This is a genomic window from Tissierella pigra, assembly GCF_018917845.1.
GTDB lineage: Bacteria > Bacillota > Clostridia > Tissierellales > Tissierellaceae > Tissierella > Tissierella pigra.
In genome coordinates this window covers 584,435-600,449 of sequence record NZ_JAHLPJ010000001.1, presented here as the reverse complement: position 1 = coordinate 600,449, position 16,015 = coordinate 584,435, and the positions used below count along the sequence as shown (strand labels likewise).

Here is a 16,015-nt window from a genome sequence, read left to right as displayed (position 1 = left end):
ACTTATAAAAAATATGTATTTTTATAATGTACAGTAGCTATTCCCTATACCTAATTGCATTTAAGAATTGTTTGGTTCTCTCATTTTTAGGATTATCAATTATCTCCTTTGCAGCGCCTTCTTCTAATATTATCCCCTGATCCATGAAGCACACCCTATCAGATACATTTCTAGCAAAATTAATTTCGTGGGTAACAATCAGCATAGTCCTTTTTTCCTTCGCCAATGCCTTCATTAATACTAAGACTTCACTTACTAATTCTGGATCTAAGGCAGACGTAGGTTCATCAAATAGAAGAATCTTAGGTTCAAGAGCTAATGCTCTGCCAATGGCAACACGTTGCTGCTGTCCTCCAGATAAACTAGATGGATAATTATCTTTCTTTTCTAATATGTCCACATCTTTCAGTATTTTTAAAGCCCTATCTTCAGCTTCAGACTTTTTCATTTTTTTTACTACTATTAAGCCTTCAGTAATATTCTGAAGCACAGTTTTGTTATTAAATAAATTAAATCCTTGAAATACCATTGCTGTATTACGTCTTATCCATTGCTTATCTTTGTTTGTTATTTTACTTATATTAACTGAATAATCATCTATTTGTATTTCACCTTGATCGGCGATTTCCAAGCAATTTATACAACGTAATAATGTTGATTTTCCAGTCCCTGAAGGGCCTATAATAGATATAACTTCACCATTATTAATATCTAGGTCTATACCTTTTATTACATCTAAGTCCCCAAATCTTTTCTGAATGTTTTTTAGCCTTATCACAATGTCTCACCTACTGACTTTCCAAGTCTTATTTCTATTCGTTTTTGTGCAAGTCCCATTATTGATGTTATTCCCCAATAAACAAATAGTACACATACATATGCTTCTAAATAACGGTATCCTGAAGCCCCTTCTAATTGAGCTGTTGCCATCATCTCTTTAACTCCTATTGCAAAAACAAGAGAAGTATCCTTCACTATATTTATGAAGCTACTAAAAAGTGTTGGGATTGCTACTTTAATAGCTTGTGGCAATATAATTCGAATCATCGCTTGCATATATGTCATTCCTATGGATTGAGCAGCTTCCATCTGGCCTCTATGTATGGATGAAATAGCTGCTCGTAAGGATTCAGCCATATATGCAGAACTTGCCAAACTTAAAATTACCAATGCCGCTTGAAAAGATGAAACCTTCAAAACAAATTTAGATAATAATGGTAATATACCGAAATAAAAACAAAACAATTGTGCCATTAAAGGTGTTCCTCTAAAAAAAGAAATGTATACTTTAAAAATTTTACTCAATATCGGTACTTTAGCAGTTATAACTATTGCAATAAATAAGGAAATAGTAAGTCCTAATAATATAGCTAAAAAAGATAATTTTAAAGTTACAGTGCTATATCTAAGCATAATAGGTACTATTCTAAACATAAATTCAAAATCAAAGTTCACCTAAATCACCTATTCTCCTGATTTCGTAGTGTCAATATTAAACCATTTTATAGATAATTCTTCTAAAGCCCCGTCTTCTCTCATAGCCTTTAATGCCTCTGTAACTTCTTTAGAGAATTTTTCTCCCGCTTCATCTTTTCTAAATGGATATGCATTGATTTCATAAACTAATTTTTCATTTAATTGTCTAATATCTAAGTTATTTTCTTCAATAGTTGTTTTTGTTTTGATCTCTCCCTGCCATAAAGCTGCCAATCTTCCTATGGCTAATTCACCTTCTATGGATGTCCCATCAAAAGTTACAATATCAAATCCTAAATCATATTCTTCATTTATTTGTCTTAAAGTAGCTTCTCCATTTCCACCTAACCAACAACCAACCTTTTGACCTCTTAAATCCTCTTTAGTTTTATAATCACTATCTTCTGCTACAAATAAATCATAATAACTATAAGCATATGGTTCAGAGAAATTATATTTTTCTTCTCTTTCCTTTGTAATTGACATTTGGTGTGCAACAGTATCTATTTCTCCTGCATCAAGCATTCCTACTAATCCACTGAATTGTCCAAGTTTAAATTCTAATTCATAGTCATTTCTTTTTGCAATCTCTTTCCATACATCCATTTCAAATCCTTTAACTTCATCATTTTCTTGAAAAGCCCAAGGTCTATAAGATGCTGATGTTCCTACTACTAATTTTACTTTTCCTTCTGCTTGTCCTGATGTATCTGCTGGATCTTGCTTATTTCCACAAGCCACAGCTCCAATTCCTAATATAAATATCAATAGAGATATTAAAGTCTTTTTAAATTTCATTTTGTTTCCTCCTTTTTAATCTAATCAAACAATTGTCTATATATTCTCTTTCACAGCTTTCTCAATTCTTATCAATGCCTCTTGTAATACTGCTCTAGGACAGGCTATATTAATTCTTTGGAATAGTTTTCCTTCCTCTCCAAACATCTCTCCACTATTTAAGGCTAATTTACATTTATTTAAGAAGAATTCATTTAGCTCATCAGAACTCATATTAAGTCCAGAACAATCAATCCAAAGTAAATAAGTGCCTTCTGGTCTTATTGTTTTAAGTTGAGGAATTCTTGTCTCTATGAAATCTATGAAGAAGTTTTTATTCTCCTCTAGGTACTCCATTAAAGAATCTAGCCAATCCTCTGATTCATTATAGGCCGCAATTAAAGCTTCCTGTCCAAATACATTTGCTCTTCCAATATGATCCTTTTCTAATTCCATACTATATTTTTCTCTTAATTTCTCATTTGGTATTATTATATTGGAAACCTGTAATCCAGCTATATTAAAAGTCTTGCTAGGTGATGTACAAACTATGCAATTATCTCTAATTTCTGGAGAAATATCTGCCATTACAGTATGAGTATTTCCCTTATATATTAAATCAAAATGAATCTCGTCAGAAATTATTATAATATTATTCTTTAAACATATTTCTCCCAATTCATTTAATTCTTTTTTAGTCCATACTCTTCCTATAGGATTATGAGGACTGCATAGTATTAGAACTTTAGTCTTTGAATCTATCTTTCTTTCTAAGTCTTCCAAATCCATATAATATGTACCGTCTTTATATATTAGAGGATTAGTGACTACATTTCTACCATTACTCTCTATGGTTGTTTTAAAAGGATGATATACAGGAGTTTGAATTATAACACTATCTCCAATATCAGTTAGTGCTTTAATGGCATAACTAACAGCGGGAACGACTCCTGGAGTAAATACAATCCAATCCTTATGAATTTCCCATCCATGTCTTCTTTTCATCCATCTTATTACAGATTTATAATACTCATCAGACCAATGCATATATCCGTATATAGGATGTTTAACTCTTTTCTCTAGCTCCTTTGAAATAGCAGGGGAAACTTCAAAATCCATATCTGCCACCCATAAGGGAAGTAGATTATCTTGTTCAAATGTTTCCTTTAAGCCATCCCATTTCATGGAATTAGTTCCATATCTGTTTATAATCTTATCAAAATCATACATATCTACACTTCCTTATTTTTAATATATTAACTGCCCAACTACCAAATATATAATATAGAACATTATTCCCTAACACAAATAGTTTTTTCTTATAATTAAAACAACGTTATAGAGAAACTTAATATTTTTGATGAATTATTATCATTAAGTAAGCCTTCACAAATTTCTCATTTTTAAAAGCTTCCTAGACCATGAATTTCTATTGATTTGTTATGATTTTTATACAAAGCTAAATAGGAGATTAATCGGGTGTTTAAGTAGCTTTAAGATGATGATGTATAGGTAAGGTAAATTCTAGAAAAGTAAAATATAAGTAATTATATAGGATACTATATCTGTTGATATCTGACAGAAAATATATGAAAAGGAGAAGTTAGCTGAAGTCAAGGGCTTACGTAAGCTAAGGTCTAACCTTGACCCTTTTAAAAGATAAATATCTATGTATAATATGAAGAATTGAAAAGTATTAGAACATAGGTAAGTGAAAAAAATTGTTTGTGATTTCTGTCTAATATTTGATTGATCAGATAATATGCGTTTGGATTTTGTATCAATATTCTTATGTAATTTATATTCTATTAATAATATGTTATCCTCTGACTGTCTAGTCGATTGTCAACCCTTTTTTAGACACCTTTTTGTTGAACATAAATATTCTCTATATTCCACAGAGTTAAAATAGTACAAGGAACCATGAATCCTGTGGTTATTGTACCGGTTTATATAATCAACAATAAAGATTCAAGTTCTTCAAAACTTTCAAATATTTTATTAAAAGCAAACTCTGTTTTAACAACCTTAAAGGTAGCTTCTGCTACTGCATTATCATAAGGACAGCCTTTTTTTACTTAAGGAGTGTTTTATATTAAATGCAGTTAATAAGCCATCTATCACATTGTTTTTAAATCCATTACCCCTATTAATCAGTATGTAATATTTAAATATCTTCTAGAAGTCTGTTAATCCTTGTAAAAGCTCTATAAACAAGGTTTGAAGCCTTATTCTTGCCAGAAGCATAACCTATAATTTCACGATTATACAGATCTAATAATATGCATATATAATTCCACTTACCTTTAACATTTACATAGGTTAAGTCACTTACCACAACTTCCAAAGTTTCTTTTCTATCAAATTCTCTGTTAACGGTCTTATTGATCTTTTCTTCATTACACTTGGATTTATGAACCTTATACCGCTTGACTGTATAATTAGATACTAAGCCGTATTTTTTCATAATTAGACCAATTTTCCTCCTAGAAATTTGGTAACCTTTTTTATCTAATTTTTTATTTTTCTTGTACCATAATTATTTCTACTATTCTTAAAGATAGCTATTATTTCATTTTCTAGCTTACTATAACAAGATTTTTCTGTAGAATTATAGTACAACTCTCCTATTTATTTTTAAAGCTTTACACATGGCTCTGATACTGTACTTATGCTTATTAGCCTTAATAATAGCTATTTTCGTCCTATTATCAGCTTCGCCTACTTTAAAATATCATTCTCCATTTTTAGTCTCTGGTTTTCTTTTCTTAGCTTTAAAAGAACCTGATGTAGTATAGTCATTGATCCACTTATTAACAGTTGATCTGGCAATATTATATTCCTTTACTACTTCAGATGGGCTTTTACCATCCTTAACTAATTCAACTATCTGATTTTTAAATTCTTCTGTATACCTTTTGGATCTATTAGACATGATTAACCTCCAAGATAATTTTATTTATTATATCATGTCCGAGTTTCTACTGCCTAACTAAGTGTAACCTCTCCACTAGGTACCAGTATCACTTCCAGTACAAAATAGTTATTTTCTATAGAGTTTCAATTCCTTATAGGTAATCTAGGTACTAAATGCACTTCTCCGATTATTTCACATTCTACCATGTTTCAATTCCTTATAGGTAATCTAGGTACGATGTTCCACCTTTATTATCACTTGTCCATAGATAGTTTCAATTCCTTATAGGTAATCTAGGTACACTTCAAGGAAGTGAATGTGGAGTTTATGTGGAGTATATGTTTCAATTCCTTATAGGTAATCTAGGTACAAATTGTTTGGTGTCCTTGTCTTCCACAAAAGGTAGTTTCAATTCCTTATAGGTAATCTAGGTACGTTAGAGTCTTTACAGGGCAGTTACAAGAGATTGATAGTTTCAATTCCTTATAGGTAATCTATAGGGATCCAACTCAATACATTAAAATAATCAGTGAATAAAGTAAATTTCTTTCCACAAACTAATTCTATAGTAATTAACAAAGGAGAATTAGCATGGGAAGAAAAGCCGTAGAAGTTAAAACTTTACATGGATACACAATAGAGCAATTAAAAGATATTAGAGAAAAAACTGATGATAATTTTAAAAAAGAAATTATACTTGCAATTATGATGCGTTATCAAGGTATTAAGTCCGAAACAATAGAAAATATATTAGGTAAGTCTAGACCTACAATCCTTAAATATATTCATAAATGGAATGAGTATGGCCTTGAGGCTACTGAAGACCATAGAGGAGGATCTATAGGGACATTTACTGATGAAATGAAAGATGATTTATTAAGAACTTTAGTAGAGACTAAGCCTATAGACCATGGCTTTAATTCATATTCATGGACTTGCAATCTATTAGCAGATTATATTAAAAACAAATATGACATTCAGTACTCTGGAGAGTGGATAAGACGAATAATTAAAGCTGAAAATTTCACATATAAAAAAGCACAGCGAAAGTCCTCTTTAGCTAAAGAATCAGAACAATTAGCTTTTAAAAAAAATGAAACAACTACTGAATACTGTAGAAAATTCTTCTGAAATAGCAATGTATGCACTCGATGAAACATATGTGAGAAATGAACCTAATAACTACAGGAGTTGGAGCCCTAAAGGGAAACCCCTTGCACTAGAATCTAATGGCTCACATAAAGGAGTTAATGTTATAGGAGCCACAGAAATACTAAGTACATTTGAAACTTATGCTGATGTTTATTCTCACAAAAAATCTATAACATCTAGTGAAGTACAAAAGCTATTAGAGCGATTATTAGAAGAAAATCCTACCAAAAAAGTTTATGTTATTCTTGATAATGCCAAGTCTCATAAATCAGTAGGTATACAGGCATTTTCAAAGAGCAATGCTGAGCGAATTGAGCTAATATATCTTCCGCCATATTCTCCAGAATTAAATCCTCAAGAAAATGTATGGTCAAGAGTTAAAAATATAATTCATCAAACAGTAGCCAGATGTTCTGAAGATGAATTATTTAATGATTTTTCATCAGTTTACCAAAAACTTAATTCTCTAAAATATAAAATGAAATCTATTGTAAAGGACAATGATAAAATACAGATAAAAGGTAATCAAAAAGTACAGAGTTCTTAATCAAAGAGGGAACACTACCTAAAGAATAAAAAATAATAGGTGGTGTGAATATGAAAGGAGAACTTTGGATGGATATAAGAAATGATTATCTTAAGGGGCTATCCATTTCAGAAATATCAAGAAAATATAATATCAATTGGAGAACAGCTAAAAAGTATGCAGCAGCTATTGAGACGCCAAAATATACATTAACTAAAGATAAACCTTCTAAGTTAGATGACTTTAAACCTATGATAGATGAGTTACTAGAGGAAGCCCCATATAGTGCTGTAAGGATATTAGAAATAATAACTGATCAAGGGTTTGATGGTAAAATTGGTATAGTTAAAAACTATGTTAGAACTAAAAAGAAAGAGCTAAATACAAAAGCTACAGTCAGATTCGAAACTTTACCTGGGAAACAGGGTCAAGTTGATTGGGCTCATTTTGGAACATTCATGGATGAACTAGGAAGAGAACATAAACTGTATTGTTTTTTAATGATTTTAGGGTACTCGAGAATGCGATATATAGAATTTGTTACAGAGATGAGCACAGAAACTCTAATAAGATGTCATAATAATGCTTTTAGATATTTTAATGGATATCCAGAGCATATACTCTATGACAACATGAAGCAAGTTGTTGTAAAAAGAATGATAAAGCAAGAAGATTCTAAGTTAAATCCATTATTTGAGGACTTTGCAGGATTTTACGGAATAAAACCTATACTATGTAGGCCTTACCGAGGCCAGACTAAGGGTAAAATTGAAAGAACAGTCAGATATGTAAGGGATAACTTCTTTACTGGTATTAAATTTGTTAACCTAATAGATTTAAATAATGAAGCTCTCTCCTGGTGTGAAAAGATAAATAGAAAGGTCCACGGAACTACAAATAAAATTCCTTATGAAATGCTGCAAAAAGAAAAGTTAAATAAATTCGATCGAGAATATGTTTTAAGTATTGAAGAAAAAAGAAAAGTAGAGAAAGACTGCTTGATTTCCTTTAAGGGTAATAAATATTCTGTCCCACCAGAATATATAGGAAAAGAAGTTTCAGTATTCTCTACAGACAACTTAGTTAAAATTTATCATAATAGCTCATTAATATCAACTCATAGCACATGCTTTGATAGGAATAAACTAATAGTCTTAAAAGAGCATTATGAATCTATAGGTATAGTATCTCCAAAAAGATATGGTAAAAATACATTGATTAAAACAAATGTTAATCCCTCTTTTGATGTAGAAGATAGAGATTTATCAACATATGATGAAATTTATGAGGAGGGAAAAAGTGAGTAATGTAGCTTATGAGAGAATTAAAAATAACTTAGAAAAGCTAAAACTAACAAAAATAAATGAAATAATAGATAACTATTTGGAAATAGCCTTAAAAGAAGAAACCAATATAGTAGATATACTAGACTATCTTTTAGATCAAGAAACTAAATTTAAAGACACAAGAGCTTCAGAAATACAGGTAAATGTAGCAGGTTTTCCATATAGAAAAACCTTGGAAGACTTTGAATTTGAATTTCAACCTTCAGTTGATAAACGATTAGTTGAAGAATTATCTACATTAAGGTTTGTGCATAATGCTGAAAATGTGGTGTTCTTAGGACCACCTGGAGTTGGTAAGACCCATTTAGCTATAGGATTAGGTATCACAGCAGCTAAGAATAGGCATTTAACATATTATATTAGTTGTCAGGACTTAATATCAGAACTAAATAAGGCACACTTTGAAAACCAACTTCAAAAGAAACTCAAACATTACGCTAAGTACAAGCTATTGATAATAGATGAAATAGGGTATCTTCCTATGGATATTCAAGGGGCTAACCTATTCTTCCAACTAATAGCTAAAAGATATGAAAAGTGTTCAACTATATTTACTTCAAATAAGTCATTTTCACAGTGGGGTGAAGTATTTTCAGATAATACAATAGCGGCTGCTATTTTAGATAGAATACTTCATCACGCAACGGTAGTTAATATTAAAGGAGAATCATACAGATTAAAAGATAGAAAAGAGTATATGTCTTCTAGAAAAGAAATCACAAATACTCTTTTAAATAAATAAATTCTCTGCACTTTTTAAATGACTTTTTTATGTAGAATTAGATTGTCGTTGACACTATTGTACATGCAGAAAGTTTTTATAAATAGTTAAACTTTGAAGTTGGATGCCTATGGGTACACAATTGGAAAAGCTAAATTTACTCAATGAATTAATAAGTTTCAATTCCTTATAGGTAATCTAGGTACGGTAAGTCGGTATAGTGTGTATCTAGTTTGCTAGGTGCGTTTCAATTCCTTATAGGTAATCTAGGTACATTACAAAGAGAATTTTGAAAGAGCAGAAAAATATTGTTTCAATTCCTTATAGGTAATCTAGGTACTTCAACAATATTTAAATTACCTAAAATCATTGTTAATATGTTTCAATTCCTTATAGGTAATCTAGGTACTAACCATAATTCTAGAGTAGGTAGCAATAGTTATGTAGGTTTCAATTCCTTATAGGTAATCTAGGTACAATTAATATTACTACATAAAATCCTTGTTATTTGACAGTTTCAATTCCTTATAGGTAATCTAGGTACTTGGAGTCATTGCCATAACTAGAATTGCAACTAACATGTTTCAATTCCTTATAGGTAATCTAGGTACTGAGCCTCTTATGGCTCTTTTTCTTATTATATCATTAGTTTCAATTCCTTATAGGTAATCTAGGTACTAGGAGGAATTTAAATGTATATATGGTATGAGGACTAGTTTCAATTCCTTATAGGTAATCTAGGTACTTGTTTTTAATATTATATCTTTATCTTTCTTATATATGTTTCAATTCCTTATAGGTAATCTAGGTACAGAAAGAAGAAATAAAAGATGAAAAGGAAGAAAAATGTTTCAATTCCTTATAGGTAATCTAGGTACAAGGCACTAATTATATCACGGCCATAGAGCAAATTAGTTTCAATTCCTTATAGGTAATCTAGGTACTTACCTACTAAAACACAAAAAGGAAATATTTTCTTTGGTTTCAATTCCTTATAGGTAATCTAGGTACTATCAGAGAATGTTATATCTTCCATGGGGGTATTATTGTTTCAATTCCTTATAGGTAATCTAGGTACTTAATAAAGCTACTAAGAAACCTTACAGTGCTATAACGTTTCAATTCCTTATAGGTAATCTAGGTACTTAGATTACCTATATAGTTTTCTTCTCTGCCGAACAAGTTTCAATTCCTTATAGGTAATCTAGGTACCAATTGTATTTGTCAACTGAAAAGTGTACCATATAATAATCGAAAACTGTACCACTTGGTAATGTAAACTAATTGGTTTCTTCTAACCATTCCCTAGTTTCTTTAATCCTATAAGAATCACCATTCATATTTATTACATAAGATTTATGGGTTAATCTATCAATTAATGCAGCTGTCAAAACTGGGTCATTGAATATCTCATTCCATCTATCAAATGATAAATTAGTAGTTATTATTGTAGACTTTCTCTCTGCCCGGAGGGAGAGAAATGTAAAAAGTAATTCACTTCCTTCTTTGTCAAAAGAAATATATCCTAATTCATCTGCCACGATTAAATCATACTTTTCAAATCTTTTTTCAAAAGTATATAATTTCTTGTCACTTCTGGATTCTTTCAATTCATTTATTAGGGATGCTACTGTTGTAAAGTACACTTTATAGCCCGTATTGCAGGCTTCTATGCCCAGTCCTATTGAAAGATGGGTCTTACCCGTTCCTGGATTTCCTGCTAGTATTATATTCCTACCTTCCTCTATGAAATTAAGTGTTTTAAGCTCTTTAAGCCTCTTTCTACAGTCTTCTGGTAAATATTCTACCCTTAGTTCATCTAGATACTTTTTGTAGGGAAATCTAGCATTCTTAATTCTGTTTTTCTTGCCATTTTCCTTTCTCATATCATAGGCTTCTATTAAGATATCTCTTAAGAATTCTTCATAGGGTTTATCAAATTTGTATGCTTCTTCAATGCTCATCTTTAACCCTTGATTCACACCTGGAATCTTCAGTTCTGATACATATTTTTTAATTTCTTGTAATATTTCATTCAATTTTCATACCTCCCTATTGGTTTTAAGTTAAACAAATCATTTAATATTGAGATTTGCTTTAATGATGCATTTTGTATTGATATATCCTTAGTTTCTAAGGATTCTTTATCCATTGGAAGTTTGAAAATTATATTTTTAATATTATCTGTTGTTACTAATTCTTTCTTTATTTTCCTTAATTCTTCTACTGCTTTTAATACGCTGTCTAAATCTTTTTCCTTTATTAATTCCAAAAGTTCTATGAAATCTCTTGGATTACTGGTATAATATTCTTGATATGTTTCTTGAAGCTCTGGGCTAAGCTGGTGTCTACCAACACTTGCGTGTAATGCTCCAGGCTTCTTTTTTAATGTATGAATAAAATGATTTATATCTATACTCCAATAATGGGCTTGATATGACCTCTTATGTTCAGCTATCTTATTATCTTTGTAATATATTTCTATTATCTCTGGATATATTTTTACATTTACAAATTTACCTACTAGATAATCTGGTACTGAGTATTTATTTTGATCTATGGTTATTACACTATACTTATTAACCCTTGCTTCAACTCTTCTAGAGGCATCATAGGGTGGCTTTAACGGTATTAGATAAGCCATTTCTTGATTTAATATATCTAAGGGACTTTGATTTTGTAACCAGTTTCTTTTTTTAGAATTAAGTTCTAATAGTTTCTCACCAAGGTAAGTATTTGCTTCTTCTATAGACTCAAAGTCAGTTTGACTTGAAAATGCTTTTCTTCTAACATATTCAATCCCTTTTTCTACATGACCTTTTTCATTTCCTTTAGCCACATTGCAGAACCTGTATTTAAACCCATAGTAAATTGATATTTTAATTAAATCCTCTGTAGCTTCTTTCTCATTTCTTCCAACAAACCTTCTTACGGCCTGCTTTAGATTATCATAAACTAATTCTCTATGGACCCCACCCATACGATTAAAGGCCCTAACATGAATATCTAAAAAGTTTTCCATCTTCTGATTTTGGTAAAGTCTTGCATAGTGATGTGAACCACAGGCTGTAGTTAAAAGACCCATTTGAAAAGTTGTAGGCTTACCACCTATTGTAATTTTAACTTCACCCCAATCAAATTCTAGTGTTTCCCCTAAATCATATTCCTGTCTGATAAAAGCTTCCTTTTTCTCATGATTATCCCTTATGTAATTACAAACTGTAGGATAGCTAATATCAAATCCTAGTTCAATCAATTTTTCATGTATGTCAATTTTCTTCATTAATTGCTTATGTCTACCGAGTAACCGGTTTCTCTCATTTTCTTTTATTAATTCATTTATCTTTTCTATTATTTCATCTGTTAATTTAATTCTAGTCCTTTTACTAGTATCATATTTAGGTGCTGATACCATTTCTGAAACAAGATTTAAAGTATCACTATTAGTAATATTATTATCCTTAGCTAGTTCTTCTATTTCTTCACACTTAGATTCATAATTATTAATATATTTTCTTACTGTAGTTCTAGAAACCTTCATCTCTCTAGCTATTGCTCTTTGAGACATATTTTCTCTAAAATATTTCATTAGTATTTCTGCTTTCTGATCCAGCTTTATCACCTCTTGTCCCCCCTCAAAAGATATCTTCAAGGGGTATTATATTTTAAGGTGGACCAGTTTTCAATTATTATGGTGGTCTACTTTTAGATTAACATAAACACCAATCTTCATTGATTGCAAATTCCCTGCAAATATCACGTTTCAATTCCTTATAGGTAATCTAGGTACTATCACCGCTCAATCTATAAGAGATAGTGGTGCAAGTTTCAATTCCTTATAGGTAATCTAGGTACAAGTGAGGTTTGGGAAGATGAAGATACTGAAGAAGATGTTTCAATTCCTTATAGGTAATCTAGGTACTTGAACAAGCTAAAAGGGAAATACAATCAGTTATGTTTCAATTCCTTATAGGTAATCTAGGTACGCAACAGTACCACTTTTTGACTTAATCTTTGATACCAGTTTCAATTCCTTATAGGTAATCTAGGTACGATAAGTATACTGTGGAATAAACTAGGCTTTACGAAGTTTCAATTCCTTATAGGTAATCTAGGTACTTATTTTTTAATTGTTCATGATTATATTAATTACTGGTTTCAATTCCTTATAGGTAATCTAGGTACAAGGTATCCATCATTCTTGCTGCTTGTATTATTTCAGGGTTTCAATTCCTTATAGGTAATCTAGGTACAAAGCATTATATGAAGCATATGAATCAAGAAAATCATGTTTCAATTCCTTATAGGTAATCTAGGTACTAAAAGAAATTGGAAAGCTAACTTTGACTGGCTGAGTTTCAATTCCTTATAGGTAATCTAGGTACTTTTTAATAATTTTGAGTATCCTCTTTCAGACAATAGAGTTTCAATTCCTTATAGGTAATCTAGGTACAATATCATCATAGGTAATTACATAGGACAAGCATGTTTCAATTCCTTATAGGTAATCTAGGTACGCCGACCAAGAAATACAGTCCCTATTCTCAAACTGTCGTTTCAATTCCTTATAGGTAATCTAGGTACGCTGAGGTCATAGGGAATACTAAAGAATATGTATAGTTTCAATTCCTTATAGGTAATCTAGGTACCATATCTACACCTCTATTCTCTCTCACTTTCTAATATGTTTCAATTCCTTATAGGTAATCTAGGTACTTTCTCATTCCTCCTTTAAGTTTGTCCCCTTATATGGGTTTCAATTCCTTATAGGTAATCTAGGTACCTAGGGAAACAGTGGGACAATATACAGGACTCAAAGAGTTTCAATTCCTTATAGGTAATCTAGGTACTTTGTTTTTTTCGGGGATTGCTCCAAACCTTTCAACGTTTCAATTCCTTATAGGTAATCTAGGTACCTTCAAAATCCTTAATATAATCTCTTATCTTTCTAGGTTTCAATTCCTTATAGGTAATCTAGGTACTTTCAATAAATCTCCGAAGCCATGGCGTCTACTCGGGTTTCAATTCCTTATAGGTAATCTAGGTACTATATATGACTTATTCTAAATTAGTCAATACAACATGTTTCAATTCCTTATAGGTAATCTAGGTACAACAGAAGTAACACCCAATATAGATGATGTACTATGTTTCAATTCCTTATAGGTAATCTAGGTACCTAGAAATAAATGGATTGCATAACTTAGAAAAGTTTAGTTTCAATTCCTTATAGGTAATCTAGGTACCTTACAAATTTCTTTTCTGGATTCTCTGCTAATTCCTGTTTCAATTCCTTATAGGTAATCTAGGTACTTTTAAATGAAAAGCAAGAACTAGACCATGTGGACAGTTTCAATTCCTTATAGGTAATCTAGGTACGTGTCAATAAAATGAATGAAGTAAAATCAGATACCACGTTTCAATTCCTTATAGGTAATCTAGGTACCCTTTAGCTTTGTTTTCATATACAAAGGCATCATGAGTTTCAATTCCTTATAGGTAATCTAGGTACTATGGTTTCACTGATTTAGAAGCATATGAGAGGGCTAGTTTCAATTCCTTATAGGTAATCTAGGTACTATCTCCAAATAGACACATAATAGAAGATAAAGGAAGTTTCAATTCCTTATAGGTAATCTAGGTACAATAATCTTTTTGTCTCCTTATTTTTACGTTTTCAATGTTTCAATTCCTTATAGGTAATCTAGGTACGCTATATGATAATTCATAGCTTCTTGAATTTTATTAAGTTTCAATTCCTTATAGGTAATCTAGGTACTATATCTATCAGCAAGAGATATTTCTAGAGTTCTAGTTTCAATTCCTTATAGGTAATCTAGGTACGTAGATTTAAGCTTGTATAGTTTTTAGTGAATATGTTTCAATTCCTTATAGGTAATCTAGGTACGGCTTGGTTGAATATGTATGGACAGATAGTGATATTGGTTTCAATTCCTTATAGGTAATCTAGGTACACTGATTGGGAAAAAGCTGGTTGGATTGCTATTATGGGGTTTCAATTCCTTATAGGTAATCTAGGTACTTTGCTTATTTCAGCTATTTGTTCGTCATTTAGATAGGTTTCAATTCCTTATAGGTAATCTAGGTACGTTTATAATTTTGAAAATAATTCTAATACTTTTACCAAGTTTCAATTCCTTATAGGTAATCTAGGTACCTTCTGTTACAGCCATTCCACTCCAAGCCAATTGGTTGTTTCAATTCCTTATAGGTAATCTAGGTACATATGCTGTTGATTCAGCATCTGTAGCTACATTTGGTTTCAATTCCTTATAGGTAATCTAGGTACATAGAACTAATATCAATACCTGGAAGAGATGGGTGTTATTTCAATTCCTTATAGGTAATCTAGGTACCTTCTCCATATAAATCACCTGTAGCTACATTAGGCGTGTTTCAATTCCTTATAGGTAATCTAGGTACCTGTTTCTTGAACAAATTCTTCTGCTGTTGGAATCAGTTTCAATTCCTTATAGGTAATCTAGGTACGAAGGAGATAAAACACCACCAGTACCTTATGAAAAAAGTTTCAATTCCTTATAGGTAATCTAGGTACGTTAGAGTTTTTGACCATTCCTCTGTCTTTTGTAAATGTTTCAATTCCTTATAGGTAATCTAGGTACGTTATTTCTGCTAAATGAACGTTTTGAACATTTATTTGTTTCAATTCCTTATAGGTAATCTAGGTACAATATTATGATAGTAGGTATATTCTAAAAGATAGTGGTTTCAATTCCTTATAGGTAATCTAGGTACGAAGAATTATAGTATCTTTTTCTTTATAGAATTTCTTGTTTCAATTCCTTATAGGTAATCTAGGTACTTTCTATGTGCGAGGCTTTTACAGCCTAAAATTAGTGGTTTCAATTCCTTATAGGTAATCTAGGTACGATAGAATTTCTAAGTAGGTGTTTGTATGAAAAAAAAGTTTCAATTCCTTATAGGTAATCTAGGTACTGATTAGAGATGAGCTTGTTGGTAAGGACGAAAAGATGTTTCAATTCCTTATAGGTAATCTAGGTACCAAATACTGTTAATGGATTTGATACTTCTATAGGTAGTTTCAATTCCTTATAGGT

The 16,015-nt window shown here is 30.9% G+C and carries 10 protein-coding genes, 1 pseudogene and 3 CRISPR repeat arrays (1 of these 14 only partly in view); of the genes and pseudogenes, 4 read left to right on the top strand and 7 right to left on the bottom strand.

The features are described 5' to 3' along the window. Nucleotides 1-37: 37 nt before the first annotated feature. The 5 genes and pseudogenes from KQI41_RS02850 to KQI41_RS02830 all read right to left on the bottom strand — a co-directional run bounded on the left by KQI41_RS02850 (nt 38) and on the right by KQI41_RS02830 (nt 5,188). A complete protein-coding gene (locus tag KQI41_RS02850) occupies nt 38-778 on the bottom strand; it encodes an amino acid ABC transporter ATP-binding protein (protein WP_216584831.1) in 741 nt (246 codons plus the stop codon). Further along, nucleotides 775-1,455 (bottom strand): amino acid ABC transporter permease, encoded by a 681-nt coding sequence (locus tag KQI41_RS02845; protein WP_216584830.1) that lies wholly within the window; start codon nt 1,453-1,455, stop codon nt 775-777. Before KQI41_RS02845 ends, KQI41_RS02850 begins: the two co-directional genes overlap by 4 nt. Nucleotides 1,456-1,464: 9 nt before the next feature. Next, nucleotides 1,465-2,274, bottom strand: coding sequence for a transporter substrate-binding domain-containing protein (locus KQI41_RS02840; protein WP_154438887.1), 810 nt, complete (start codon nt 2,272-2,274; stop codon nt 1,465-1,467). A gap of 36 nt (nt 2,275-2,310) precedes the next feature. Continuing rightward, nucleotides 2,311-3,483: a MalY/PatB family protein gene (locus KQI41_RS02835; RefSeq protein WP_216584829.1), complete on the bottom strand. Its 1,173-nt coding sequence runs from the start codon at nt 3,481-3,483 to the stop codon at nt 2,311-2,313. Nucleotides 3,484-4,098: 615 nt separating this feature from the next. Further along, a pseudogene (locus tag KQI41_RS02830) lies at nt 4,099-5,188 on the bottom strand (IS3 family transposase). 122 nt (nt 5,189-5,310) lie between these two features. After that, nucleotides 5,311-5,672: direct repeats of the CRISPR family, unit length 30 nt; unit sequence GTTTCAATTCCTTATAGGTAATCTAGGTAC. A gap of 89 nt (nt 5,673-5,761) precedes the next feature. Between KQI41_RS02830 and KQI41_RS02825 the strand changes: the two are divergent. Genes KQI41_RS02825 through istB (KQI41_RS02810) form a run of 4 tightly spaced genes read left to right on the top strand, consistent with a single transcriptional unit; the run spans nt 5,762 to nt 8,936 of the window. Beyond that, nucleotides 5,762-6,301, top strand: coding sequence for a helix-turn-helix domain-containing protein (locus KQI41_RS02825; RefSeq protein ID WP_216584828.1), 540 nt, complete (start codon nt 5,762-5,764; stop codon nt 6,299-6,301). After that, nucleotides 6,264-6,869: an IS630 family transposase gene (locus tag KQI41_RS02820; RefSeq protein WP_216584827.1), complete on the top strand. Its 606-nt coding sequence runs from the start codon at nt 6,264-6,266 to the stop codon at nt 6,867-6,869. The genes KQI41_RS02825 and KQI41_RS02820 overlap by 38 nt, the downstream gene beginning before the upstream one ends. Nucleotides 6,870-6,919: 50 nt before the next feature. After that, the gene (gene istA, locus KQI41_RS02815; RefSeq protein ID WP_216584826.1) at nt 6,920-8,155 is read left to right on the top strand and encodes an IS21 family transposase; all 1,236 of its coding nucleotides are present in this window, start codon (nt 6,920-6,922) and stop codon (nt 8,153-8,155) included. Then, nucleotides 8,148-8,936: an IS21-like element helper ATPase IstB gene (istB, locus tag KQI41_RS02810; protein WP_216584825.1), complete on the top strand. Its 789-nt coding sequence runs from the start codon at nt 8,148-8,150 to the stop codon at nt 8,934-8,936. The genes istA (KQI41_RS02815) and istB (KQI41_RS02810) overlap by 8 nt, the downstream gene beginning before the upstream one ends. A 155-nt stretch (nt 8,937-9,091) precedes the next feature. Next, nucleotides 9,092-10,127: direct repeats of the CRISPR family, unit length 30 nt; unit sequence GTTTCAATTCCTTATAGGTAATCTAGGTAC. Between the two features lie 68 nt (nt 10,128-10,195). Here the strand turns inward: istB (KQI41_RS02810) and istB (KQI41_RS02805) are convergent. Then, entirely contained in the window at nt 10,196-10,954 is a 759-nt protein-coding gene (istB, locus tag KQI41_RS02805; RefSeq protein WP_280634044.1) for an IS21-like element helper ATPase IstB, read from the bottom strand. Continuing rightward, on the bottom strand, nt 10,951-12,537 hold the full coding sequence (gene istA / locus KQI41_RS02800) for an IS21 family transposase (protein ID WP_216554205.1): 1,587 nt from the start codon (nt 12,535-12,537) through the stop codon (nt 10,951-10,953). The genes istB (KQI41_RS02805) and istA (KQI41_RS02800) overlap by 4 nt, the downstream gene beginning before the upstream one ends. A 138-nt stretch (nt 12,538-12,675) precedes the next feature. Continuing rightward, nucleotides 12,676-16,015: a CRISPR direct-repeat array (repeat unit 30 nt; unit sequence GTTTCAATTCCTTATAGGTAATCTAGGTAC); it runs 544 nt beyond the window's last position.

Bases quoted from the DNA above. Each gene is read 5' to 3' on its own strand.
- KQI41_RS02840 (WP_154438887.1), bottom strand. From the start codon at position 2,274: ATGAAATTTAAAAAGACTTTAATATCTCTATTGATATTTATATTAGGA.
- KQI41_RS02835 (WP_216584829.1), bottom strand. From the start codon at position 3,483: ATGTATGATTTTGATAAGATTATAAACAGATATGGAACTAATTCCATG.
- KQI41_RS02825 (WP_216584828.1), top strand. From the start codon at position 5,762: ATGGGAAGAAAAGCCGTAGAAGTTAAAACTTTACATGGATACACAATA.
- KQI41_RS02820 (WP_216584827.1), top strand. From the start codon at position 6,264: ATGAAACAACTACTGAATACTGTAGAAAATTCTTCTGAAATAGCAATG.
- istA (WP_216584826.1), top strand. From the start codon at position 6,920: ATGAAAGGAGAACTTTGGATGGATATAAGAAATGATTATCTTAAGGGG.